The organism is Pedobacter sp. N36a, assembly GCF_014472395.1.
Lineage (GTDB): Bacteria > Bacteroidota > Bacteroidia > Sphingobacteriales > Sphingobacteriaceae > Pedobacter.
Genome location: NZ_JACSZW010000007.1, coordinates 208527 through 231759, shown reverse-complemented (window position 1 = coordinate 231759; position 23233 = coordinate 208527). Strand labels below are relative to the sequence as shown.

Genomic DNA, 23233 nt, shown 5'->3' with positions numbered 1-23233 from the left:
GTCGCAAACGGACAATAAACAGACTTTTGGAAGCAATATTCTTTGCTTCTACAATAGAAAGTTTATGTATAATTTGCTTAATCATTTCTTGTGTCTGATACTTCTTTAAAATAGTTGAGGCGCAAAGGTTTAAATAAATATTGAGTTGTGCAATACGTTTTTAATTTTTTTACATTTTTACGTAAAAAAAGATAGAATTGAAAACTGACTTCCTATATCTCCTTTCAACACCATAAATTATCAAATATCAGGCCCCTTTTTCAAGCCTTTTCTTTTTAGCCTCCCTTTCTATTGATCAGCCTGTTTTAAATGCCATATCCTGTCAAGTTTATGCTAAATCTGTTCCTCCAGATATTATCTTATAGTTCAAAAATAAGCTAATGGATAAAAGGATGATCCCTACAAGCATTAAGTTTTGATTAATTTTTTAAAACCAACAAATACATAGATGACTTAAAAACAATCTTTTACCTGCCAAACCTAAAATAATGTGATAGCAATCCAGGCGTACCTTTCATCATCTCTGGAATGATATCCATTCCTGCTACAGAGAACGTAATGCCATTTCCGCCGAAACCCAGGACGAAATAGCTATTGGGAAACTTTGGATGGGCTCCGATATAGGGTAAGCCGTCTTTGGTTTCGCCAAAGGTGCCGCACCAGCAGAAGTCTTCAACAAACTGATGATCTGGCAGATAAGATTTTAAAGTTTTGATCAGGCGGTCTCTTTTTTTACCGAGCAAGGCATCCCTCAGTCCTGGATTTTTAAAATTTTCATCTTCGCCGCCAACCAATAAACGTCCGTCAGCGGTACTGCGCATATACAGATATGGGGTATCAGTATTCCAAAACAGGGTGTTTTCCAGTTCCGGCGATAACGTATTATCCTTTTCACTGACCATAGCATAAGTACTTTTTAGGGAGACTATTTTTTCCGGCAACATCTCCTGTGTTTCATAGCCCGTGCAGTAAATTACCTTACCCGCGCTAATCTGCAGCCCGGTTTCCAGCTCCACCAGCACCTTATCTTTTTCGTATGTCACTTTTTTCAGCGCCGTCTTGTCGAACACCCGCAGTCCTTTTTTGGCGTTGTAGTGCAGCAGATCGTGTGCCAGACAAAAGGCATCTACACTTCCTCCATCTTCCGATAAAATCCCGCCTTCCGCCAGGATGCCATAGCGCTCCTTAATTTCTTTTTTCTCTAGCCAGGTTACGCCAAAACCTGCCGCTTTCCTCGCTTCAAACTCTGTTTTCAGCCAGGGTACGTCTTTACGCCTGCCGGCAAAATAAAGCGAATCCTTGCGTTCAAATCCGCAGGGCGATTCGATCTCTGCCACTAAATCTTTTAAGGCGTAAATGGCCTCTTTACAAGCTTTATAACTCGCAATCGCACCTTGTGCCCCAATCATTTCGGTTAACTTGTAAAGAGGCACATCAATCTCATATTGCAGCATAGAGGTCGTCGCGGAACTGCTGCCGTTAGCAATTTCTCTTTTGTCTATCAATACTGTATCATATCCTTGCTTCATCATGGAATGTGCCATCAAGGCACCTGTAATGCCACTTCCGACAATCAAAACTTCGCAAATGATGTTTTCCTTTAAGGAAGGATAAGTGTACAGTAATCCATTTTTTACTAGCCAGAAAGGTTCATTAGATCGAATATTCATATCTTGTAGATCAAGTATTGGGGTTCCCTGCAATAACAATACTTTTACCGATCTGTTTTAATACGCTACAGGTTTAAATCCACTATATTCGTTTTCAAAGCCCTGCAGCCCCATGAAAAAGCTGATGTTTATCTTCCTGTTTATTTTTGCAAAATCGGCCTTCGGACAAGATTTAAAAATGGCTAGAAAGGTGATAGACACCCTAACTTCCAGGGAAATGTGGGGCCGGGGATATACAAAGGACGGCATGGCCAAAGCGGCCAGCTTCATCAGCTCATCATTTGCCGCTTATGGCTTGGTTCCCATGGACGGAAAGGACTTCAAACAGGTATTCAGCTATCCGGTCAATACATTTCCCGCTGAAATGACGCTGCGTATAAATGGAAAACTACTCCTTCCGGGAAAGGATTTTTTAGTGAGTCCGGAAAGTAGAGGCTTAAAGGAAGCAAAGCTTATATTGGCGCAAAGAGACAGTGTCAGTTTTATCAATATTGAACACCGGCTCCTTGTCCTGCTGAAAGATAAGCTGACCTGGTCTGTAGCCCCAGAAGCAGCAGATTATACGGTTATAGAAATCGACCGGAAAGCAATAACTGAAACTCCTGAAAACATAGAGATTGATATTGAAAACAAATTCCTACCCGAATTTCAGGCGGCCAATGTCTGTGCATTGGTAAAAGGTACGCAGTATCCGGATTCTATCCTGTTAATGACCGCACATTACGATCACCTGGGCAGTTTAGGGAAGGATATTTATTTTCCAGGAGCCAACGACAATGCCAGTGGGCTTGCCCTGTTACTGAGCCTGGCAAAATATTACGCCAAGCACCCACAGCCGTATACCATGGCCTTTATCGGCTTTGCCGGAGAAGAAAATGGCTTACAAGGCTCCAAATATTTCACAGCACATCCTTTAATTCACCTTCATCACATCCGGTTTTTAACGAATGTTGATATGGTAGGGACCGGCGAAGCTGGCATCACAGTAGTCAACGCCACGATTCATCCCAAAGAGTTTACGTTATTAAAGCAAATTAATCAGGACAAAAAATACCTGAGTAAAATCAATTCCAGAGGGAAAGCCGCCAATAGCGATCACTATTTTTTTACAGAAAAAGGTGTCCCTGCTTTTTTTCTATATACGCAAGGCGGAATTACGGCCTACCACGACATCAATGACCTTTCTTCCACCTTGCCACTCAACAAGTTTGAAGATCTTTTTAGGTTGTTTATTGACTTTAATAAGGCTTTAATGAAATAACGCTCCATATGGAATTCCGATTTTAACTCCATAATGGAGTCAAGAGTTACAAAACCGGGCTAAGTTTTTTTGCGTAGGTACGAATAACCTATCATAAAAACACCTATCTATGAAAAACTTTAACTTAACAGGGATTCTCCTGAGGAGATCCTTATTGATCCTGCTAGCTGTTATGGCCAGCATAACCGCTTGCAAGAAAGACAAAAACACCATCATTGATCCGCCAATACTTCCTGTTTTAGGCCCAGATCAGGTTTTCTACACCCTATCTAACAACAACCTCCTTAAATTTAATGCAAAAGATGTCAGCACAGCGATGTCTACCGTTGCCATTACCGGACTTGCATTAAATGAAAAGATTTTGAGTATCGATTTCCGCCCTGCTACAGGAGAACTTTACGGGGTAAGCAACACCAGTAAACTATTTGCAATCCGACTAAATGGGGTCGCCAGAGCAATTGGTACAGGCTTTAGTCCTGCGATTAACGGAACTGCGGTCAGCATAGATTTTAACCCAACCGTAGACCGCATCCGCCTGATCACCAATACTGGACAAAACCTGAGGCTTCATCCGGAAACGGGTGCTGTAGCAGCTACAGACGGCAATATCAATGGTGTTACCAATCCAATTATCTCTGGTGCAGCTTATACCAACAGCAAAGCCGGAGCCGCAACCACTATTCTTTTCGACATCGACCTGACCAGCAAAAAGCTGTATAAACAAGATCCGCCAAATGATGGAAAACTCGTAGAAGTTGGCGCATTAGGTGTAGAAATCGGCACCAGTGCTGCATTTGACATTTCTCCGGACAATACCAAAGCGCTTGCAGCAGGCACGGTTGCCGGAGCTTCCAGTCTTTATACCATCAGCCTGGAAACCGGTAAAGCGACTCTAGCAGGAAAATTCCCAGCTGCCAGTCCAGTTGAAGGCCTCGCGATCCCTACAGATCCGGTAGCCTATGCAGTAGACAATGCCAACAACTTTTTGATTTTTAATCCAATGAGCCCGGCAAGCCTGGTTTCTAAGCCAATCACAGGATTAGCGCCTTTGGAAACCGTGTTAGGCATCGATTTCAGACCTGCTAACGGCCAGATTTATGCGTTGGGCAGTTCCAGCAGACTTTATACCGTGAACACGGCCACAGGCGCCTTTACGCTGGTTGGTCCGGGCGTACTCACTACGCTGTTAACGGGCAGCAGTTACGGCTTTGATTTCAATCCTACCGTAGATCGGATTCGTGTGGTAGGTAATGATGGTCAGAATTTACGATTACACCCCGAAACTGGTGCTGTAGCCGCTATAGATGGAATCTTGAAACCAGGAACTCCAGCAGTTAGTGCCGCAGCCTATACCAATAACTTTGCCGGTGCCACAGAAACTATACTCTACGATATTGACCAGGCCACCGATAAACTATACAAACAAACGCCGCCAAACGACGGAACTTTAGTAGAAGTCGGCAGTCTGGGCATCAATGTGGACAGCACCAATGGCTTTGACATTGGCAGTACCTCAGGAACCGCTTACGCCATATTTACCGTTGGCGGGGTCAACAAAATATATACGATTAACCTAACCAGTGGTGTAGCGACCTCGGTTACTGAATTTCCAAGAACAGTGACCGGAATGACCCTTGGTTTAGGCATGTAACCTTCTTTTATCTACTTATGACTACAGCTGCATCCGATAGGATGCGGCTGTTTTTTTTATTCTCCCTCCGAAAATCTTCACATTAAATGATTTCTTTAAACCAATTTCCCTTAATTTCGTTGTTGTAATAAATAAACAAGCTTATGTTCGATAAATTAATGGCTGCACAAAAGCAAGCCGAAGAGATAAAAAAGAGATTAGATACAGTTTCTGTTTTTGGTGAAGTAGAAGGTGGTGCCATCCGAATCACGGCAACAGCGAATAAAGCCATTACTGCAGTAGAAATCGAAGAAGAATTTTATAAACAAGCAGATAAAGAAGAATTAGAAGAACTGTTATTAACTGCCATCAACAAAGCTTTAGCGCAAGCAGAGCAAGTAAGCGCGCATGAAATGCAAGCCGCTACACAGTCGATGATGGGTGGCCTGGGCGGTCTGTTCGGCCAATAGGCGAATCGTTTTAAACCTTAATTTCATAGCCTCATGAAATATACTTATTATGGTCAATCTTGCTTTTTATTAGAAGCAGATGGCAAGAAATTTCTTTTTGATCCATTTATTAGTCCGAATGGATTGGCAAAACACATTGACACGACCAAGATTGAAGCAGATTATATGCTGGTGAGTCATGGACACGGTGATCATGTGGCCGACCTGGTGAGCCTGGCAAAACAAACAAATGCAGTCGTGATTGCCATGCCGGAAGTGATTGGCTGGGCGAAAGCACAAGGTGTAACCAATACGCATGACATGAATTACGGTGCTCAAAAATTTGAGTTCGGTAAGTTAAGAATGGTATGGGCCGCACATTCCAGCTCTATGCCTGATGGCAGTTACGGTGGAAATCCTGCCGGATTTGTACTGGAAACTGGAGGAAAGACTATTTATTTTGCCGGAGATACTTCTTTAACGATAGAAATGAAATTGCTTGCGGATCTATACAATTTGGATTATGCGATCTTACCTATTGGTGGAAATTATACCATGGATGTGGACGATGCCTTGATTTCTACCAAGTATTTTGAATGTGATAAAGTGATTGGGGTGCATTATAATACCTTCCCTGTAATCGCTATTGACACAGAAGAGGCGATTGCAAAGTTTAAGAGAGAGAATAAGGTTTTGTTATTACCAGCAATTGGCGAGACGATTGACTTATAAGATTCCGCTTTTTTCCATAGTAGGTTGATTTAGGTATCAGCCTGTTTAGGAGCTTTTATAAAAAAAGGAGGCATGTCGTCGATTCTGGAATCTACTGACATATCTCCTTTTTTTATTTAAATTTTAATGTGCTTCCAGCCAGTTGTTTCCTTCACCGATTTCTATTTCAATCGGCACAGTGGTTTTTATCGCTGTTTTCATGCGGTGTGTAATGATCTTTTTCATGGCTTCCACTTCCGTTTTCAACACGTCAAAGACCAACTCATCATGCACCTGCATGGTCATTTTTGATTGCAGGCCTTGATCCTGGATGTCTTTGTGGATATTGAGCATAGCTACTTTGATCATATCTGCTGCAGAGCCTTGAATCGGCGCATTGATCGCATTTCGCTCTGCAAAACCGCGTACAGTTTGATTGGCGGAGTTAATGTCTCTCAGGTACCTTCTTCTGCCGAGGATAGTTTCTACGAAGCCGTTTTCTCTGGCGAAATTCATGGTATCTGCCATGTATCGCTGAATTCCTGGATATTGTTCAAAATATTGTTCAATAATGGCCGCAGCTTCTTTTCTTGGAATACCCAGGTTTTGAGACAATCCAAAAGCAGATTGACCGTAGATAATTCCAAAGTTTACTGCTTTCGCGTTCCGACGCTGATCTGAAGTCACCTCTTCAATAGAAATTCCATAAACACGGGCGGCGGTTGCTGTGTGGATATCAATTCCTTTATTGAAGGCCTCCAGCATGTTTTCTTCCTTGCTGATTTCGGCAATGATTCTCAGCTCTATTTGAGAATAATCCGCAGAAAGGAGCACATGATTTTCATCTCTTGGGATGAAAGCTTTACGAACCTCTCTGCCGCGGTCACTCCGAATAGGAATATTTTGCAAGTTAGGATTGTTAGAACTTAACCTCCCTGTAGCCGCTACCGCTTGATTATAGCTGGTATGGACACGTCCTGTTTTTGGATTTACCAATAATGGCAAGGCATCTACGTAGGTTGATTTCAGCTTTTGTAACTGGCGAAAATCAAGGATGTCTTTTACAATATCACTTTTGCTGGCCAATGCCAATAACACGTCTTCTCCGGTTTGATACTGCCCCGTTTTAGTCTTTTTAGCTTTAGGATCCAGCTGTAATTTATCGAAAAGAACTTCTCCCAATTGTTTAGGAGAAGCGAGGTTAAAGGTAACGCCGCATTTCTCGAATACATTCTGCTCAAATTTTCTGATGTCGATTTCGAGTTCTTTCGAATAGTTATTCAGGGTATCTACATCGATTCTTACGCCTTCTTTTTCAATCGCAGCGAGTACATAGACTAGCGGATTTTCTACATCCCTGGCCAGTTCTTCTACGTTCAGTTCTTTTAACATCGGTCTGAACACATTCGCTAACTGCAAGGTGACATCTGCATCTTCAGCAGCGTAATCTACCACTTGCTCTACTGGAACATCTCTCATATTCCCCTGGTTTTTCCCTTTTGCTCCAATCAGTTTTGTGATGGAAATTGGGGTATAACCCAGGTAATTTTCCGAAAGCACATCCATGTTGTGTCTGGTATCAGGGTCAATCAGGTAATGTGCCAGCATGGTATCAAACAGTTTTCCTTTGATAGAGATGCCATACCATTTCATGATCAGGATATCATACTTGATGTTCTGTCCGATTTTTCCAATACTTTCATTTTCAAGAACTCCTCTGAATTCTTCCAGAATTGCCAATGCTTCTTCCCTATCCGCAGACAAAGGAATATAATGGCCTTCTCCAGGTTTAGTGCTGAAAGAAATTCCAACCAGATCCGCAAGATTTGCATCTGTACCAGTGGTTTCTGTATCAAAGCAAATGCTTTCTTCTTTTTCCAGCTGCGCGATCAATAATTTGCGTGCTGCTGCTGTAGCTACCAATTGGTAATTATGTGGCGTATTTTCTATTGTTTTTGAGGCAGGTGTTTCTTCAGAGAAGGTTGGAGCAGACACAAATGTGCCCGTCTTACCTGCTGGCTGATCCACTGGACTGCCAAATAAGTCGATTTGCTGAGATACAGGTGCTTTCGCCTCATTCACATTAAACTCTTCTCCAAAGACACGTTTACCAATAGTTCTGAATTCCAGTTCTGCAAATAATGGTTCTAATAGTTCGCGGCTAGGCGACTCTAATACCAGTTCATCGGCATTAAATTCTACCGGAACATCCAGGATGATCGTGGCCAGTTTTTTAGATAATAAACCTTGTTCTGCATAGGTCTCTACGTTTTCACGTTGTTTTCCTTTTAGCTCATGGGAGTTGGCGATGATATTTTCCATCGAGCCATATTTCTGGATTAATGTTTTCGCAGTCTTTTCTCCGATACCTGGGATACCCGGGATATTATCTACTGCATCACCCCATAGGCCAAGAATATCAATGACCTGCTTTACATCTTCAATTTCCCATTTTGCTTTCACCTCATCGACCCCCATAATTTCCATTTCATTCCCCATACGTGCAGGCTTGTAAATGAAAATATTTTCGGACACCAGTTGTGCGAAATCTTTATCGGGAGTCATACAGTATACTTTAAAACCTTGTTTCTCGCCTTCTTTGGCTAAAGTACCGATGATATCATCTGCTTCAAAACCATCTTTGGTAATGACCGGGATTTTAAACCCTTCAATCAGCTTAAAGACATAAGGTAAAGCAGCAGACAAATCTTCCGGCATCGCTTGTCTGTGGGCTTTATAAGCCTCGAAATCGGTATGTCTTTCTGTAGGAGCTGCGGTGTCAAAAACCACAGCAATATGACTCGGTTTTTCCTTTTTCAGCACCTCCATTAAGGTGTTTGCAAAACCCATCACTGCCGATGTATTAATCCCTGTGGACGTAAACCGGGGGTTTTTACTCAATGCAAAGTGTGCTCTGTAGATGAGCGCCATGCCGTCAAGAAGAAAAAGTTTTTTCATCAGTATTCGTTTTTTATTGATTAGGAAGCGATCATTAGCTGCTGATCCTCCATTACATGTATACTTTATTATTGGACGGTTAGCCTATGGAGTATGACCTCCATATCAGCAGCAACCGCATCGGATAAAGGTACTAATACTTAAATAATTGTTTATCATTATCCATAACAACCGCAAATAATTTCCGTTATTTGATCATGATGAAAGCGATAAAGACCCTAGGCCTGTTTGTTTTACTAATGATTGCAGGTATTGGCGCAATGGCGCAAGATATTATAGTGTTTTCTCCAGGAAATTTTGTTCGAGGAACGATCCAGGGAACAGACTACTCCTCTGTAGTCTTTGCAAAAGACGATGAATCTGTCGTTCATTACAAAGCCTCCGATATCCAGGAGTTTGTTTGGAATGGAGCAACTTATGTGAGTAAGCCGGTTGTGGTAAACAAAAAAACACTGCACAAATTTTTCAAGATCATTGAATATGGGACCATTAACTTATATTCAATAGGCGGAAATGTCCTTATTGATCCTCCCGCGGTTAAAAAAACACGGATTATACCTAGTATTGGCATTGGAGCAGGGACAGGAACCTTTGGTACTGGCCTGGGAGTTGGTGCTGGAATCACCATTCTGGGTGGTCGTAATCAAGAGCCAACTGCAAGGAAAATGATGCCCGCTACGTTTTTTATGGAAAAGCCCGGCACTGGCCGCTTAATGGAAATGCCTGTTGATGGAGCCGGTTTAGCAGAAAACAATCAGCGGATCAAAACAGTATTACTAGAACAAATAGGCGATGATGCAGATCTGGCAGAAAAAATAAAAGCGACAGAAAACTTTGATTCAAAGTTAATTATCGCTTTTGTGACGGCTTATAATGAAGCTCATAAGTAAGGCAAGTTTGTAGCTGTAATTTTTATTTACTGATACAGCCGATGATGTGGTCATTGACCATACCAGTTGCCTGCATATGCGCATAGCAAATCGTTGTTCCAAAGAACTTAAATCCACGCTTTTTCATGTCTTTACTAATGGCATCAGAGATTTCTGTTCGTGCCGGAACATCACTTAGGGACTTTACTATATTAACGATTGGCTTTTTTCCAGGAATAAATCCCCAGATAAAATCGGAAAAAGACCCGAATTCTTTTTGGATTTCAATGAAAAGACGAGCATTAGTGATGGCTGCTTTTACCTTTAACCGGTTCCTGATTATCCCCGAATCATTCATTAAACGCTCCTCATCCGCTGCACTGAAAGCTGCAACTTTTTGAACGTCGAAATCAGCAAAAGCAGCTTTATATCCAGCTCTTCTTTTTAGAATGGTCATCCAGCTGAGACCAGCCTGTGCACCTTCAAGAATTAAAAATTCAAAAAGTGTTTGGTCGTCATAAACAGGCTTTCCCCATTCTTCATCATGGTATTTTACATATAAAGGATCAGTACCACACCACCCGCATCTGATAATTTCTGACATCTTTTGATTGATTAATATTCTTTTTATGCTTTGAAGACCTTTTTATTCATGGATAATCCCATGGCCTAAATTCCTAATATTATAGAAACTATTGACTCAATTCGTCCCAGTATTCCACAGCTCTTCTGTAGTGAGGAATCACAATCGATCCTCCAACAAGATTTGCAATCATGAAAACTTCATTAATTTCTTCATTACTTACGCCTTCATGAAAACATTTTTCCAAATGATATTTAATGCAATCATCGCAACGCAGTACCATCGAAGCTACTAAACCTAACATTTCTTTGGTTTTCACATTTAATGCCCCTTCAGCATACGTGGTGGTATCTAATGCAAAGAAACGTTTGATATTTGTATTTGCAGTCTCCATAATCCTATCGTTCATTTTAGAACGGTAGTCGTTAAATTCTTCTACTAATTTTCCCATAATCAGCTAATACTATGATTTTTTATTTTACGTTATTTAAATGGACCGTATTCCTGGCTAAAGAACATCATTTTAATGAAGAACCTTCTTTCTGTTAATTGAAGATCTTTCTAAAAAAAGAACGGACTAAAGCCTCTAAAGTTCCATCAGAGGGTTCCAGAACAGGTTTTTGAAATTCTGTACCTTATCATTTTTCACCAAAACACCTTCGGCTTCCAGCAATTCCTGCATCATTTCCGGCGTTTTAAAATGGAACTTACCACTGAGCAAGCCCGAACTATTCACCACCCGATGGGCAGGAACAGCTGGATGCGCGGCACCGGCAGTGCTCATGGCATACCCGACCATTCGGGCAGAGCCACCAGCGCCCAAACTTTTTGCAATTGCGCCATAAGAAGACACCCTTCCTTTTGGGATTAGCCTAACCAATTCAAAAACCTGGTCATAAAATGATTGCTCCATCTGATGATTTTTAATTTTTTACCTTTTCAAAAGAAACAAATGTTTCATTTGATTTAAAGTGGCATTATTCAAAGGAGAACTGTATATAATTGATGTTCTTATCGTGTTTCAAATAAATACGCTCGTAATGAGTTTTAATCTTTAAAACGTCATCATAATACTCAGAAGTATATAAATGATCTGTTTTCTTATGACAAATCAAGCCCAATTCTTCTACTTTTTCAACGGTATACGCATATAAACCATCATTATCTGTTTTCAGGTTCACTCTTCCACCAGGTTTAAGCAAGATTTTGTACATATCCAGAAAGCGATCATAAGTTAATCTTTTCTTCTCTCTGCTGTCCTGAGGCTGAGGATCAGGAAAAGTAATCCAAATTTCGTCCACTTCAGCCTTTTCAAAGTATTCAGTAAGGTCTTCGATTTGAATCCTTAAAAAGGCCAGGTTTTCAATGTTTTCATCTACCCCTGTTCTTGCGCCTCTCCAGATGCGATTTCCCTTTAAATCAATCCCGATGAAGTTTTTCTCCGGAAAGAATTTCGCCATATTAACCGAATATTCGCCTTTACCGCAGGCCAGTTCCAATACCATTGGTTTTTCATTTTTGAAATGATCTGATCCCCATTTACCCTTCAAAGGTTTTCCTTCTTCCATCTGATAGACATTGGAAAAAGTATCTATCTCTGCAAATTTTCTTAATTTATCTTTACCCACTACTAAAAATTTTTTATGCAAAAATACAATTAAATCAGTCTCTTAAGGATGATGCGAACTATTTCGTAATTTTGTTCCTATAATCGAATTGTAATTGGAAAAGAACGCAAAAATATATGTAGCTGGCCATCGTGGTATGGTAGGCTCAGCAATCTATCGTAAACTGGTAAAGGAAGGCTATACTCAACTGATTATCAGAACATCATCGGAACTTGATTTACGCAATCAGCAGGATGTGGCCGACTTCTTTGCTGCAGAAAAACCAGAATTTGTTTTCCTTGCCGCAGCTAAAGTAGGTGGTATTATTGCCAACAATACTTACCGGGCAGACTTTTTATATGAGAATCTTTGCATTCAGAACAATGTGATTCATGAGGCTTACAAAACCGGTGTCACCAAGCTGATGTTCTTAGGATCAAGCTGTATTTATCCGAAACTGGCCCCTCAGCCCTTAAAAGAAGATTATTTACTGACCGGTCTGCTGGAAGAAACCAACGAGCCTTATGCGATTGCTAAAATTGCGGGGATCAAGATGTGTGAAGCTTACAGAGCGCAGTATAATTGTAACTTTATCTCTGTCATGCCAACCAATCTATATGGCTATAACGACAACTACCACCCGCAAAATTCCCATGTGCTACCAGCATTGATCCGTAAGTTTCATGAAGCAAAGGTAAATGGCACAGCAGAGGTGAATATCTGGGGTTCCGGATCACCAATGCGCGAGTTTCTTTTTGCAGATGACCTGGCAGAAGCCTGTTATTTCCTGATGCAGAATTACAATGAAGCTGGATTTCTAAATATCGGAACGGGAGTAGACCTGAGTATCAAAGACCTCGCGTTATTGATCAAGAGAGTGATCGGTTTTGCAGGAGAATTGACATTCGACAGCAGCAAACCAGATGGCACACCTCGTAAGCTAATGGACGTTGCTAAACTTCATGCATTAGGCTGGAAACATAAAATAGAGCTGGAAGAAGGCATTAAACTGGCCTACCTCGACTTTTTAGCCAAACATATTTAAGCCCGGTCTAAAACAGATTCAAGCCCAAAAAGAATTTTCTGGAGCAACAAGACATATTTAAGTCACAAGCAAGACCAGCATAAAGTCATATAGCTTAAATTGATATCTTTGTTAAACTAGATAAATTTTAACTATATGACTTTAGTTCAACTGGAATATATTGTTGCCGTAGATACCTATAGAAGCTTTGTTGGCGCAGCAGATAAGTGTTTTGTGACGCAGCCCACCTTAAGTATGCAGGTACAAAAGCTGGAAGAAATGCTGAATGTCAAAATCTTTGACCGCAGCAAACAACCAGTAGTTCCTACTGAAATCGGTGCCCAGATCATCGAACAGGCCAGACTGGTCCTCCAGGAGAGCCAAAAGATCAAGGAAATCATCAGCAGTCAGCAGCAAGACGTTGTAGGAGAGCTTAAAGTAGGTATCATTCCTACCGTAGCACCCTATTTACTACCCAGAGTGATCTCAGGCATGATGGAAAAATATCCCGATCTCAAGCTTTTAATTTGGGAATATACCACGGAAGACATCATCCACCACCTTAAAACGGGCGTGTTAGACTGTGGCATTCTAGCCACTCCCCTTGCCGACAGCCACCTCAATGAGCTTCCGCTTTATTATGAAAACTTTGTGACTTACATCAGCAAAAACAGCAAGTTATATAAAAAGAAAACAATTGATGCCAATGATCTGGAAGAAGAAAATATCTGGTTATTAAATGAGGGGCATTGTATGCGTTCTCAGGTATTGAATATTTGTAGATCTACCAAAGACAATCGCCTTCAGGGCCTAACTTATAACACGGGAAGTGTAGAAACACTGATCCGTATGGTGGATGTAAACAATGGTGCTACTTTACTTCCTGAACTTGCCTTAACAGACCTAAATGCTAAACAACTCAGCAAAGTACGCCATTTTAAATCGCCTGAACCAGTCAGAGAGATCAGCCTGGTTACCCATAAGAATTTCATTAAGAAACGCATGCTGAATGCCCTAAAAGAAGAAATTCTGGCCATCATTCCAAAGGCCATGAAGCAAAAAAAGAGAAAAGACGTGGTTGGGATCTAAACCTGATCAAAACGAATATATATATATGATGCTCATCCCTTGACCAGGAGCATCAAAATAGAAAGTAAAAAGAACAGCCTGTAAGGATCTCCTTACAGGCTGTTCTTTTAAAAACGTGTTGATTATGCTTTTTTGAAACGAGCAGCAACTGCATCCCAGTTTACTACATTCCAGAAAGCTGAAATATAATCAGGACGTCTGTTTTGATATTTTAAGTAGTAAGCATGTTCCCAAACATCCATACCCAATAGTGGAGTACCTTTTACTTCAGCGATATCCATTAATGGATTATCTTGGTTTGGAGTAGAGGAAACCGCTAATTTGTTATCAGCAGTAACGATTAACCAAGCCCATCCTGAACCAAAACGAGTAGCACCCGCTTCAGCAAATTTAGTTTTAAAGTCAGCAAAAGAACCGAAAGCAGCGTTGATTGCTTCTGCCAATTCCCCTTTAGGCTCGCCACCTTTATTTGGACCTAAAATTTCCCAGAATAAAGAGTGATTATAGTGACCACCGCCGTTGTTTCTTACTGCAGCAGGAAACTTAGAGATGTTTTTAACGATTTCTTCGATGCTTTGATTCGCTTCCGGTTTACCTTCTAAAGCTTTGTTTAAGTTGGTAACGTATGCTTGGTGGTGCTTACCATGGTGAATTTCCATTGTAAGTTTATCAATATGCGGTTCTAGTGCATCTGTTGCGTAAGGTAACGCAGGTAATTCAAAAGCCATATTATTATATTTTAAGGTTAAATATTATTTCTTGTACAAATATAACATTCAAACGTTAGTTTTTGTTCAATTCTTTGTCAAGTTACCCTCTTTTGTTGGCGAAAAAACGTGTCATCAGCGACCCGCATTCCTGTGCAAGCACACCACCTTTCAATTCCGTTTTTGGATGAAGAAGGCTGGCATTTTTAGAGGTAAAGCCACGTTTTGGCTCTAGGGCCCCATAAACGAGGCGTCCGATCTGCGTCCAGTAGCTGGCACCCGCACACATCACACAAGGCTCAATCGTCACGTATAAGGTACAGTCTTTTAGGTATTTGCCACCTAAAGTCTGAGCAGCAGCTGTAAAAGCCTGCATTTCCGCATGTGCCGTTACATCGTTCAATTGTTCGGTGAGGTTATATCCACGACCAACAATCCTTCCTTTACACACGATAATTGCCCCAATTGGGATCTCTTCCGCATCATACGCTTTTTGAGCCTCCTGCAAAGCGAGACGCATATAATGTTCATCTTCGGCAGCAGGATTCTCTTCTTCTGAAAAATTAAAATAACTCATTTATATCATTTTACTGCCATTCGGCACGGTACCATTTAATGTGGTCAGCACAATATCTCCATCCTCATCCGCGAAGCCTGTCACCAGGAATTCCGACATAAACTTACCGATCTGTTTTTTAGGAAAATTGACCACACCTACAATTTGCTGACCTACAAGGTCTTCTTTTGAATAGTGTTTCGTTACCTGCGCACTACTCATCTTAATGCCAAATTCGCCAAAATCTACTTTCAGCTTGTAAGCGGGCTTTCTGGCCTCCGGAGAATCAACTACTTCCAGCACTGTCCCTGCACGAAGTTCGACTTTTTCAAAATCATTCCAGGTTATTTCTTCCATTCGCTAAAATTACAACTTATTGCCAGAACCTCAAGTCCTTTCATCGAAGCCTGGGATTTCCAATCTTGCTCATGACCACCTCATCCGGCATGTAGTGTTTATTTTTTCGGCCAAATCCATCAAACTAAAAAGAGCATTGTTTTTCCTAACTTTGCAGCATGATTGATGTAATACTTAAAAAAGGAAAAGAAAAAGCGGCAATGCTTCACCATCCCTGGATTTTTTCAGGAGCGATTGATAAAATTAAGGGAAAACCAGAAAATGGTGAAATCGTTAAAGTTTGTTCTGCAGCAGCAGAATTTCTTGCCTATGCGTATTACAATGCCGAATCCAGGGTAGCATTGAGGTTAATGGAATGGGACGAAAGCAAAACCATTGACAAATCATGGTATCAATTGAAACTTCGCGATGCGATTGCTTCCAGACAGCATTTATTAAATGAAGATACCAATACCTGCAGACTGGTTTTCAGTGAAGCCGACTTCCTTCCTGGACTAATCGTAGATAAATATGCAGATTTCCTTTCCCTGCAAATCTTGAGTTCAGGAATGGAAAATGCGAAACAGGAGCTGATGGAGATCTTAATTGAAGAATTAAATCCAAGAGGTATTTTTGATAAAAGTGATGCTGGTGCTCGTAAACATGAAAATCTAGAAGCGACACAAGGTTTACTTTGGGGCGAAACTCCACCAGAATTCATCGAAGTAAAAGAAAACGGAATTGCTTACCACATCAATATAGCAGACGGACAAAAATCTGGTTTCTATTGCGATCAGCGTGATAACCGCGACATTCTTGCTGCTTACAGCAAGGATAAAAACGTGCTGGACTGCTTCTGCTACAGCGGTGGCTTCACGTTAAATAGCTTAAAAAAGGGCGCAGCGCATGTAACCAGCGTAGATAGCTCTGCTTTGGCGATTGAAACCTTAAAACACAACCTGGAGCTTAACGGCCTCGATCCCGCACGCCAGGAAAGCATTCAATCAGATGTGAACAAACAACTGCGCGTTTTCAAAGAAGAAGGCAAGAAGTTCGACATTATCGTGTTGGATCCACCCAAATATGCCCCTTCCCGTTCTGCATTAGACAGAGCTGCAAGAGCTTATAAGGACCTAAACAGATTGGGCATGTTATTGCTTGAAAAAGGCGGCTTACTAGCTACTTATTCTTGTTCTGGAGCAGTAGACATGGAAACCTTCAAACAAATCATTGCCTGGGCTGCTTTAGACGCAGGAAGAGAAGTTCAGATCCTGAAACAGTTCAACCAACCAGAAGACCATCCAGTAAGGGTTTCTTTCCCTGAAGGAGAATACCTGAAAGGTTTGTTACTAAGAGTACTTTAGTCGGCGGGTTCTTCGGAACCTTCAGACAGTTGATCATATTCCCCTTTCAGCGCATAATAGCCGAATATCACCAGGCCTGCGCTGATTGGGATAAAAATGAATAATATAATCCCCCATTGTAAGGCCGTATTCGTTTTTTGTACCCCTTCCGCAGCCAGCCCCACTTTTTCGTAAGCCTGCAAAAATAAAAAGATGATCGATCCGGGGCCCAATATCATCCAAAACAGTCCTAATCCTTTTTTTAATCCGTTCATAATCGTGTTTTTTGGCGGTTAATTTTCAATTTCTGCTTCCACAGGTTTTTTATTGGACAGGTAAACAGCGCCAATCACAAAACTCAAAGCGGCAATACCGATTGGATACCAGAGGCCGGATAAAGGTGTAGAACCGGAGAAACTGGCAATCAGCGTGGCGATAAAAGGCACTAGTCCGCCAAATACACCATTTCCAACATGATAAGGCAAAGACATGGAAGTATACCTGATCTTTGTAGGGAATAGCTCCACTAAAAACGCCGCGATAGGTCCGTATACCATCGTCACCAGTAAAATCTGGAAGAAAATCAGGAATACAAATTTCCAAAATACCGGAGTTGATAATTTTTTATCTTTCAGCAGTTCCGGATGAACTTCAATCGGTTTATCCGCAGCAGCAAATTTGGTGTGAGATTGTACTTTATGATAACTGCTGCCATCTACCAGGGTCACTAAGGCCGTGGTGCTGACCAGGCTATCTAATCCCCCATCTATGGCTGCACGCGTAATCACCGGATCGTCAACCGATAAAATATCCTCTTGTGTGACTTGACTAAAATCCGTATCGTCTAAAAATATCTGGTAAATAGGCCGGTAAAAGATAATCCCCAGCAGCATGCCAGTCAGCATGATCCATTTTCGACCTACCCTATCGCTCCAGGAGCCGAAGATGACAAAGAAAGGCGTCGCAAAGGCGATGCCCCAGAGCAATATATACCTGGAATCGTTAAAATCTACTTTACAGGTGTTTTCAATAAAAGATTGCGCATAAAATTGTCCGGTGTACCAGATCACGCCCTGCCCCATTGTCGCACCAAATAACGCCAATAGCACCATTTTAAAATTCGCTTTATTATTGAAGCTTTCCTTTAAAGGGTTTTTCGAAACCTTTCCTTCTGTTTTCAATTTCGTAAACATTGGGGATTCGTGCATTTTCATTCTGATATAGATGGATACCCCTACCAGCAGGATCGACAATAAGAAGGGAATCCTCCAGCCCCATGCGGCAAAGTCATCTGCGCCCAGCAGGTTTTTTGTCAATACAATCACGCCTAAGGAGAGAAATAACCCGCCTGTAGCAGTCGTTTGAATCCAGCTGGTAAAAAATCCTCTTTTATTGGCGGGTGCATGTTCCGCCACATAAGTAGCGGCGCCCCCATATTCTCCACCCAATGCTAAGCCCTGCACCAAGCGCAGGATCAGTACCAAAATCGGAGCTGCATAGCCAATACTGGAATAAGAGGGGATCAGACCGATTAAAAAGGTAGAACCACCCATTAACACTAAAGTCAGGAGAAAAGTGTATTTACGGCCAATTAAATCACCCAGGCGACCAAATACCAAGGCACCAAAGGGCCTCACTATAAAACCCGCAGCAAAAATCGCCAGCGTATTGATCAGGGCAGAAGCCCCTGCATCTGCAGGAAAAAGCTGGGCTCCAATGATCGTGGCCAGGCTACCAAAAATGTAAAAATCATACCATTCGATCAATGTCCCCAGAGAAGAGGCACCAATGACTTTGAAAATACTGTTCTTCTGTAATTCCGGGTTCATACGTTAAAGAAATAATTTGGCTTCTGAACTAAAGCTACTATTATTTCTCAACTATTAACTGTCAATAAAAGTAATTTGCAAAAAAAGAACCAAAACTTTTAGAGACTCTAAAGGATTTGGTTCTTTTGATTATAAATTGACACTAAAAGAAAGGTTTTATTCTTCTTCTCTGAAATACACTTTATAGTAGTTCATGGACTTATCATCGTCGTAACCCTTCTCAATCAGGTCTTTATCTCCATGGATATAGATATGGAAGTTCTTATCCAGCTTTAAGACGCTCTTATAAGCCCTGGTTTGCTTTTTGACCGCAGCACCAGAAATGTCAAAAGTGTCTGCAATCGGGGTATCAAACTCTTCTTCGTAACTCTTTTTATAGTTCTTGAAAGATTCAATTCCTTCGGCATTGCCAATTACCTCATTTGAAAACTCATCCAGGTCGAAACTCTCTTTCTCTTTGAAATATTTCATGGATTTGTTCAATAAATCGATCTTATCTGCTTTAGAAATATCAAACTCCTGGTCCAGCTTTTCTGTAACAAAGTTCTTATAAACGCCCAATACACTATTGGTCTGGTTGAAATTGTCATTTCTGATTTTCAATTTCAAAAACTCATCTTTCCAATATACCGCTTCTGCACTTTTATTGGTCTGATCAATCACCGCAACGCGGAAACCTTCTTCTTTGTCGGTATTAAAGATCAAACATCCTTTATCTAGCTTATTGATATTGATCGCATCTTCTTCATAACCCAGACCAAAACCACCTTCTTCCGGATAAACCTTTAAGAAAGGCTCTTTGGTTTCTGATTTAAAGATTCCAATGGCATCATGAAGCTCTCCTTCAATCTGCACATTTTCAAAATAAGCCACATAAAGCTCTCCTGGCTTAATTTTTGGATGCCCGGAAACATCATACAGGTACTTAGCGAGCTCCATACTGTATTCATGAAATGTAGTGCCATCTTCAAAAATTTTGGCAGCAAAATGATACACTTCATTCAGATTTAAATCTGCATTTGGGTGTGTGAAATGATAAATCTCATTCACTTTAGCAAAGGGGCCTAAAAAGTACTGCTGCAATAAATTGCTCAGCATATTGTCTTTTACGGGAATAGATTTTTCAGAAAGGACATAAAATTCGTCCTGTGCCTTATTTCCAATGCGGTGTATCGATAATTCAGCCAGTGCGGCTTCAAAAAATGAAATCATGCGGTAAAATTACTTGTTTTCGTGCGGGGTATTCTTAAGTTCTACAGGTTTATTGCTTTTTTTCATTTTCAGATTCAGCATCTCTACCAATACCGAAAAGGCCATGGCAAAATAGATATATCCTTTAGGAATGTGTTGATCCAAGCCTTCTGCAAGCAGGGAAACACCGATTAATAACAAAAATGATAAGGCCAGCATTTTAACGGTCGGGTGTTTATTTACAAAGTCACTAATCGTTGCTGCTGATACTAACATGATCAATACGGCAATGATGACCGCTGCAATCATGATTTCGATATGATCTGCCATCCCCACCGCGGTAATCACAGAGTCTAAAGAGAAAACTACATCTAAAATCAGGATCTGTATGATAATGCCCATGAAAGAATGAACTTTTCCTTTGATGCCCCCCTCTTCCTCGCCTTCCAGCTTCTGGTGGATTTCATGTGTACTTTTATAAATCAGGAATAATCCACCGATAATTAGGATCAGGTCTCTTCCGGAAATCGCCAGTTTCTCCAGCCATTCTCCATTACTGATGGCAATCCAATCGCCCACATTAAACAATGGTGCCGTTAATTTCATCACCCAGGTTAGGGATAATAATAGCAGTACTCTAGTGATCATCGCCAGACCTAAACCCACCTGACGTGCTTTTTTCTGCTGATCTACCGGCAGTTTTCCTGCTAAAATTGAAATGAATACGATGTTGTCAATACCCAATACAATCTCCAGTATGGTTAAGGTAATGAGTGATATCCAAGCTTCCGGGCTGCTAAAAATTTCCATTTGAAATAAAATAATTAAAGCCACTAAGATATAAAAAAAGCCTGCTGAATTATCAACAGGCTTTTCCTTATAAATACGTTATGCCTTGGATTAATTGAAGGAAATCCCCCCGTAATTTGTACGTACAGTCACATTTCCATTAGCCCCGTTTCCGATTTTACCGGAGTAATGTTTTGTGCTTCCGCTTTCAGAAACCAGTTTTGAACTTACATTATCACCTGGTTTAAAGCCACCATAATTTGCTCTTACTTCAAAATCACCGCTATAATTGCTAGCAAAGCCAAGCGAAACCCCGGTATAATTAGAATTTACTGTTAAAATTTTACAGCTCGGAAGGACATTATCAACGACCAGCTTATTATAACTCAGGTCGAAATTTCCATCTCCTTTCAGCGTACCAACTTTAACCGTTGTATACTGTCCGTTGATGTTCAATTTATTTACCGAACCAATCGTAATGTTGTTGTATTGCTGCTTAATGTTTGCATTTCCATTCACGATGCTCACATTTACATTGGTGTACTGCGCATTCAGATCCAGGTGATTTACCGAGCCAATGTTCAGCCCTTTTCCATACTGCTGTTTGATCTGTGCGTCGCCTTTGATCGCCGTAATTGTCACGCCAACATATTGTGCATCCAGATCCAGCGTACCTACCGTGCCCAGTTTAAGCGCGGCACCATATTGCTGCTTGATCACGCCTTTGTTCATATTGGCGATATCTGTTTGTCCGTATTGCACGTTGACATAATTGTTCGTACTGGACAAATTGCCCGCAGTAAACGCACCATATTGAAGCTTCACGGAAAGTGCGCCGGAAAAATCAGCCATACTTAATCCACCATACTGGTTATTCACCGTTAATGCCATAGTAGCCGGCATATAAACCACATAATTGATCTTCACTTCTCTTCTCCAGATCACTTTTCCATTCCTTACACTGCTGCCATAGCGACCATCTCTTGATCCGATATTAGTTTTAAAGGAGATCTGATCACCGGATTTTCCAGCTTCAATACTGGTTTCATCCAATAAGCGCTGTGCATCATCGACATCCTTGCTATAGGCTTTGATGTCGACATCCACCTTTACTTCTCTTTTATCCCATGTTTTGATCACTACAGCACCATATTTATTGATAATGCCCAATTTATCACCAGCGTCAACTGTAAACGTTTTAGAGAAAGTTTTTGATTTCCCAGGATCTTCGGCATCGTCCTGACGATCGCTGTCCTGACGGTTCAGAGGAGGCAATGGCGGTAGCGGCGTCAAGGCCACAATTGGCCCTACGTTTACATCTACCTGTAGAGGAACCAGGACAGCCATCCTCGGCGCATCTTTCAGTTCCTTTACCACCGACTGGGCGCCGGCAAAGTTGGCCACCAATAACAGGCCACTCAGTCCCCAAACTAACTTTTTCATATTTGATTCTCCTCTTTGATTTGATTCACTTCATTGATGATTGACAATTGCTGATTGATCACCTGTAATTGTAGCTCCAGATTTTTCACCATTGCCCTTACTACTACTTCTTGATTCGGACTGTGTTGTAATTCTTTTTTTAACTTTTCATAATCACCATCCAACTGGTTCAAATCTGAGCTGAACTGCTTATATAACACCGGATTTTTCTTCGCAAACACTTGCAAACTATCTTTTTTCTCTTCAATCAAACTGGCAAATTTCATTTCTTTTTTTCCATAAACCGGACTGATGTCTGCAATTTCCAGCTCCTGTTTTCCTTCTTTACGGGAGGTATAAATAAAAGTAACCGTCATGATCAGGATCAGCGATGCAGCTATACCTAACCAAAATGGCATTCCCGATTTTTTTTTTACCCGCTCTTGATCTAATCCTGCCTCAATCCTCGCCCATAACTGGTCGGATGGCGTTTTGAAGTCAAACTCCTTTTTGTTTTCTTTAATGTATTCTTCGATACTCCTCTTGTTCATCGCTATACCCCTCTCTTTACAAATAAATCATTTAATTTCATTTTCGCACGCATATACTGTGTTCTGGAAGTGCTCTCTGCTATTTTCAAAATATGTGCAATCTCCTCGTGATCGTAACCTTCAAAAAGATATAAGCTCAGCACCACACGGTATCGGTCTGGCAGTTTGGCAATCGCCATTCTCACCTCCTCTACCCTCAATTCCAAGTCTTCTTCGTCCAGCGTCTGCGGTTCCGCGAATTCTACTTCTTCCAGGCTCACAAACTCTACTTTTCGCTTTCTGAGGTAATTGATCGATTTATTGATCACAATCTGCTTCAGCCAAAGGCCAAAAGTGGTCTCTCCTCTAAAACTCTCTATCCGGGTAAAAGCATCCAGAAACGCCTCCTGTAAGACATCTTCTGCCTCATCATCGAAGTTCACTATTCTCAACGCTACGTTATACATAGCCTTAGCATACAATTTGTAAATTTCAAATTGTGCTTTCCGGTTTCCTTGCCGGCACTCCTGAACGAGTGTTACGTGTTTATCGATGTATACAGTTTCCAATGTTTTCCAATTCGATTATAAGACAGGTGATTTTTTAAAACGTTGCATCTCAAACAAAAATATTTTCAATATACCAAGCTAAATTCAATGAGGGTTGAAATATCCGGTTC

Annotated in this window: 24 protein-coding genes; 8 read left to right on the top strand and 16 right to left on the bottom strand. The window is 41.1% G+C overall.

The genetic code is table 11. From position 1 onward, the window contains the following. Positions 1-467: 467 nt before the first annotated feature. On the bottom strand, positions 468-1670 hold the full coding sequence (locus tag H9X96_RS15645; protein ID WP_187667193.1) for an FAD-binding oxidoreductase: 1203 nt from the start codon (positions 1668-1670) through the stop codon (positions 468-470). Positions 1671-1782: 112 nt separating this feature from the next. Between H9X96_RS15645 and H9X96_RS15640 the strand changes: the two genes are divergently transcribed. From H9X96_RS15640 to H9X96_RS15625, 4 genes are all read left to right on the top strand, one after another. Continuing rightward, positions 1783-2931, top strand: a complete 1149-nt coding sequence (locus H9X96_RS15640) for a M28 family metallopeptidase (RefSeq protein WP_187667192.1) — start codon at positions 1783-1785, stop codon at positions 2929-2931. A gap of 109 nt (positions 2932-3040) precedes the next feature. Beyond that, positions 3041-4582: a DUF4394 domain-containing protein gene (locus tag H9X96_RS15635; protein WP_187667191.1), complete on the top strand. Its 1542-nt coding sequence runs from the start codon at positions 3041-3043 to the stop codon at positions 4580-4582. A 143-nt stretch (positions 4583-4725) separates the two neighbouring features. Then, a complete protein-coding gene (locus tag H9X96_RS15630; protein WP_062546437.1) occupies positions 4726-5031 on the top strand; it encodes a YbaB/EbfC family nucleoid-associated protein in 306 nt (101 codons plus the stop codon). Between the two features lie 33 nt (positions 5032-5064). Further along, entirely contained in the window at positions 5065-5742 is a 678-nt protein-coding gene (locus H9X96_RS15625) for a metal-dependent hydrolase (RefSeq protein ID WP_187667190.1), read from the top strand. Positions 5743-5865: 123 nt separating this feature from the next. On the opposite strand, the gene polA is transcribed toward H9X96_RS15625, so the two are convergent. Continuing rightward, complete coding sequence (gene polA, locus H9X96_RS15620; protein WP_187667189.1) at positions 5866-8679, bottom strand: DNA polymerase I; 2814 nt, start codon at positions 8677-8679, stop codon at positions 5866-5868. A gap of 197 nt (positions 8680-8876) precedes the next feature. Here polA and H9X96_RS15615 point away from each other — a divergent pair, with 197 nt between their 5' ends. Then, positions 8877-9569, top strand: coding sequence for a hypothetical protein (locus H9X96_RS15615; protein ID WP_255431137.1), 693 nt, complete (start codon positions 8877-8879; stop codon positions 9567-9569). A gap of 22 nt (positions 9570-9591) precedes the next feature. On the opposite strand, the gene H9X96_RS15610 is transcribed toward H9X96_RS15615, so the two are convergent. From H9X96_RS15610 to trmB, 4 genes are all read right to left on the bottom strand, one after another. Further along, positions 9592-10152 (bottom strand): DNA-3-methyladenine glycosylase I, encoded by a 561-nt coding sequence (locus tag H9X96_RS15610; RefSeq protein WP_187667188.1) that lies wholly within the window; start codon positions 10150-10152, stop codon positions 9592-9594. A gap of 88 nt (positions 10153-10240) precedes the next feature. Then, positions 10241-10582 (bottom strand): carboxymuconolactone decarboxylase family protein, encoded by a 342-nt coding sequence (locus H9X96_RS15605; protein WP_187667187.1) that lies wholly within the window; start codon positions 10580-10582, stop codon positions 10241-10243. Positions 10583-10717: 135 nt separating this feature from the next. Continuing rightward, positions 10718-11044: an MGMT family protein gene (locus H9X96_RS15600; protein WP_187667186.1), complete on the bottom strand. Its 327-nt coding sequence runs from the start codon at positions 11042-11044 to the stop codon at positions 10718-10720. A 64-nt stretch (positions 11045-11108) separates the two neighbouring features. Beyond that, entirely contained in the window at positions 11109-11759 is a 651-nt protein-coding gene (trmB, locus tag H9X96_RS15595) for a tRNA (guanosine(46)-N7)-methyltransferase TrmB (RefSeq protein ID WP_187667277.1), read from the bottom strand. Between the two features lie 94 nt (positions 11760-11853). Here trmB and H9X96_RS15590 point away from each other — a divergent pair, with 94 nt between their 5' ends. Beyond that, entirely contained in the window at positions 11854-12783 is a 930-nt protein-coding gene (locus H9X96_RS15590; RefSeq protein WP_187667185.1) for a GDP-L-fucose synthase, read from the top strand. Positions 12784-12918: 135 nt separating this feature from the next. Further along, complete coding sequence (locus H9X96_RS15585) at positions 12919-13851, top strand: hydrogen peroxide-inducible genes activator (RefSeq protein WP_187667184.1); 933 nt, start codon at positions 12919-12921, stop codon at positions 13849-13851. 122 nt (positions 13852-13973) lie between these two features. Here the strand turns inward: H9X96_RS15585 and H9X96_RS15580 are convergent, their stop codons facing one another. The 3 genes from H9X96_RS15580 to H9X96_RS15570 all read right to left on the bottom strand — a co-directional run bounded on the left by H9X96_RS15580 (position 13974) and on the right by H9X96_RS15570 (position 15471). Beyond that, positions 13974-14579 carry a superoxide dismutase gene (locus H9X96_RS15580; RefSeq protein WP_187667183.1) on the bottom strand — a complete coding sequence of 202 codons (606 nt, stop codon included), beginning with the start codon at positions 14577-14579 and terminating at the stop codon, positions 13974-13976. 82 nt (positions 14580-14661) lie between these two features. Continuing rightward, positions 14662-15135, bottom strand: coding sequence for a nucleoside deaminase (locus H9X96_RS15575; RefSeq protein ID WP_187667182.1), 474 nt, complete (start codon positions 15133-15135; stop codon positions 14662-14664). Beyond that, the gene (locus tag H9X96_RS15570; RefSeq protein ID WP_187667181.1) at positions 15136-15471 is read right to left on the bottom strand and encodes a tRNA-binding protein; all 336 of its coding nucleotides are present in this window, start codon (positions 15469-15471) and stop codon (positions 15136-15138) included. A 158-nt stretch (positions 15472-15629) separates the two neighbouring features. On the opposite strand from H9X96_RS15570, the gene H9X96_RS15565 reads away from it, so the two are divergent. Continuing rightward, on the top strand, positions 15630-16814 hold the full coding sequence (locus H9X96_RS15565) for a class I SAM-dependent rRNA methyltransferase (protein ID WP_187667180.1): 1185 nt from the start codon (positions 15630-15632) through the stop codon (positions 16812-16814). Here the strand turns inward: H9X96_RS15565 and H9X96_RS15560 are convergent. The 7 genes from H9X96_RS15560 to H9X96_RS15530 form a co-directional block, all read right to left on the bottom strand. After that, entirely contained in the window at positions 16811-17068 is a 258-nt protein-coding gene (locus H9X96_RS15560; protein ID WP_187667179.1) for a DUF6814 family protein, read from the bottom strand. The genes H9X96_RS15565 and H9X96_RS15560 overlap by 4 nt on opposite strands. An 18-nt stretch (positions 17069-17086) precedes the next feature. Further along, a complete protein-coding gene (locus H9X96_RS15555; protein ID WP_187667178.1) occupies positions 17087-18622 on the bottom strand; it encodes an MFS transporter in 1536 nt (511 codons plus the stop codon). Between the two features lie 156 nt (positions 18623-18778). After that, positions 18779-19834 (bottom strand): nucleoid-associated protein, encoded by a 1056-nt coding sequence (locus H9X96_RS15550; RefSeq protein WP_187667177.1) that lies wholly within the window; start codon positions 19832-19834, stop codon positions 18779-18781. A 9-nt stretch (positions 19835-19843) separates the two neighbouring features. Continuing rightward, complete coding sequence (locus H9X96_RS15545) at positions 19844-20623, bottom strand: TerC family protein (protein ID WP_187667176.1); 780 nt, start codon at positions 20621-20623, stop codon at positions 19844-19846. A 90-nt stretch (positions 20624-20713) separates the two neighbouring features. Beyond that, complete coding sequence (locus tag H9X96_RS15540) at positions 20714-22045, bottom strand: hypothetical protein (RefSeq protein WP_187667175.1); 1332 nt, start codon at positions 22043-22045, stop codon at positions 20714-20716. Further along, positions 22042-22575 (bottom strand): hypothetical protein, encoded by a 534-nt coding sequence (locus H9X96_RS15535; RefSeq protein ID WP_187667174.1) that lies wholly within the window; start codon positions 22573-22575, stop codon positions 22042-22044. The genes H9X96_RS15540 and H9X96_RS15535 overlap by 4 nt, the downstream gene beginning before the upstream one ends. 2 nt (positions 22576-22577) lie before the next feature. Next, positions 22578-23123, bottom strand: a complete 546-nt coding sequence (locus H9X96_RS15530; RefSeq protein ID WP_187667173.1) for an RNA polymerase sigma factor — start codon at positions 23121-23123, stop codon at positions 22578-22580. Positions 23124-23233 lie beyond the last annotated feature (110 nt).

Coding starts and splice junctions, on each gene's coding strand:
- H9X96_RS15645 (WP_187667193.1), bottom strand. CDS start 1,670: ATGAATATTCGATCTAATGAACCTTTCTGGCTAGTAAAAAATGGATTA.
- H9X96_RS15640 (WP_187667192.1), top strand. CDS start 1,783: ATGAAAAAGCTGATGTTTATCTTCCTGTTTATTTTTGCAAAATCGGCC.
- H9X96_RS15635 (WP_187667191.1), top strand. CDS start 3,041: ATGAAAAACTTTAACTTAACAGGGATTCTCCTGAGGAGATCCTTATTG.
- H9X96_RS15630 (WP_062546437.1), top strand. CDS start 4,726: ATGTTCGATAAATTAATGGCTGCACAAAAGCAAGCCGAAGAGATAAAA.
- H9X96_RS15625 (WP_187667190.1), top strand. CDS start 5,065: ATGAAATATACTTATTATGGTCAATCTTGCTTTTTATTAGAAGCAGAT.
- polA (WP_187667189.1), bottom strand. CDS start 8,679: ATGAAAAAACTTTTTCTTCTTGACGGCATGGCGCTCATCTACAGAGCA.
- H9X96_RS15615 (WP_255431137.1), top strand. CDS start 8,877: ATGATGAAAGCGATAAAGACCCTAGGCCTGTTTGTTTTACTAATGATT.
- H9X96_RS15610 (WP_187667188.1), bottom strand. CDS start 10,152: ATGTCAGAAATTATCAGATGCGGGTGGTGTGGTACTGATCCTTTATAT.
- H9X96_RS15605 (WP_187667187.1), bottom strand. CDS start 10,582: ATGGGAAAATTAGTAGAAGAATTTAACGACTACCGTTCTAAAATGAAC.
- H9X96_RS15600 (WP_187667186.1), bottom strand. CDS start 11,044: ATGGAGCAATCATTTTATGACCAGGTTTTTGAATTGGTTAGGCTAATC.
- H9X96_RS15585 (WP_187667184.1), top strand. CDS start 12,919: ATGACTTTAGTTCAACTGGAATATATTGTTGCCGTAGATACCTATAGA.
- H9X96_RS15580 (WP_187667183.1), bottom strand. CDS start 14,579: ATGGCTTTTGAATTACCTGCGTTACCTTACGCAACAGATGCACTAGAA.
- H9X96_RS15575 (WP_187667182.1), bottom strand. CDS start 15,135: ATGAGTTATTTTAATTTTTCAGAAGAAGAGAATCCTGCTGCCGAAGAT.
- H9X96_RS15570 (WP_187667181.1), bottom strand. CDS start 15,471: ATGGAAGAAATAACCTGGAATGATTTTGAAAAAGTCGAACTTCGTGCA.
- H9X96_RS15565 (WP_187667180.1), top strand. CDS start 15,630: ATGATTGATGTAATACTTAAAAAAGGAAAAGAAAAAGCGGCAATGCTT.
- H9X96_RS15560 (WP_187667179.1), bottom strand. CDS start 17,068: ATGAACGGATTAAAAAAAGGATTAGGACTGTTTTGGATGATATTGGGC.
- H9X96_RS15555 (WP_187667178.1), bottom strand. CDS start 18,622: ATGAACCCGGAATTACAGAAGAACAGTATTTTCAAAGTCATTGGTGCC.
- H9X96_RS15550 (WP_187667177.1), bottom strand. CDS start 19,834: ATGATTTCATTTTTTGAAGCCGCACTGGCTGAATTATCGATACACCGC.
- H9X96_RS15545 (WP_187667176.1), bottom strand. CDS start 20,623: ATGGAAATTTTTAGCAGCCCGGAAGCTTGGATATCACTCATTACCTTA.
- H9X96_RS15540 (WP_187667175.1), bottom strand. CDS start 22,045: ATGAAAAAGTTAGTTTGGGGACTGAGTGGCCTGTTATTGGTGGCCAAC.
- H9X96_RS15535 (WP_187667174.1), bottom strand. CDS start 22,575: ATGAACAAGAGGAGTATCGAAGAATACATTAAAGAAAACAAAAAGGAG.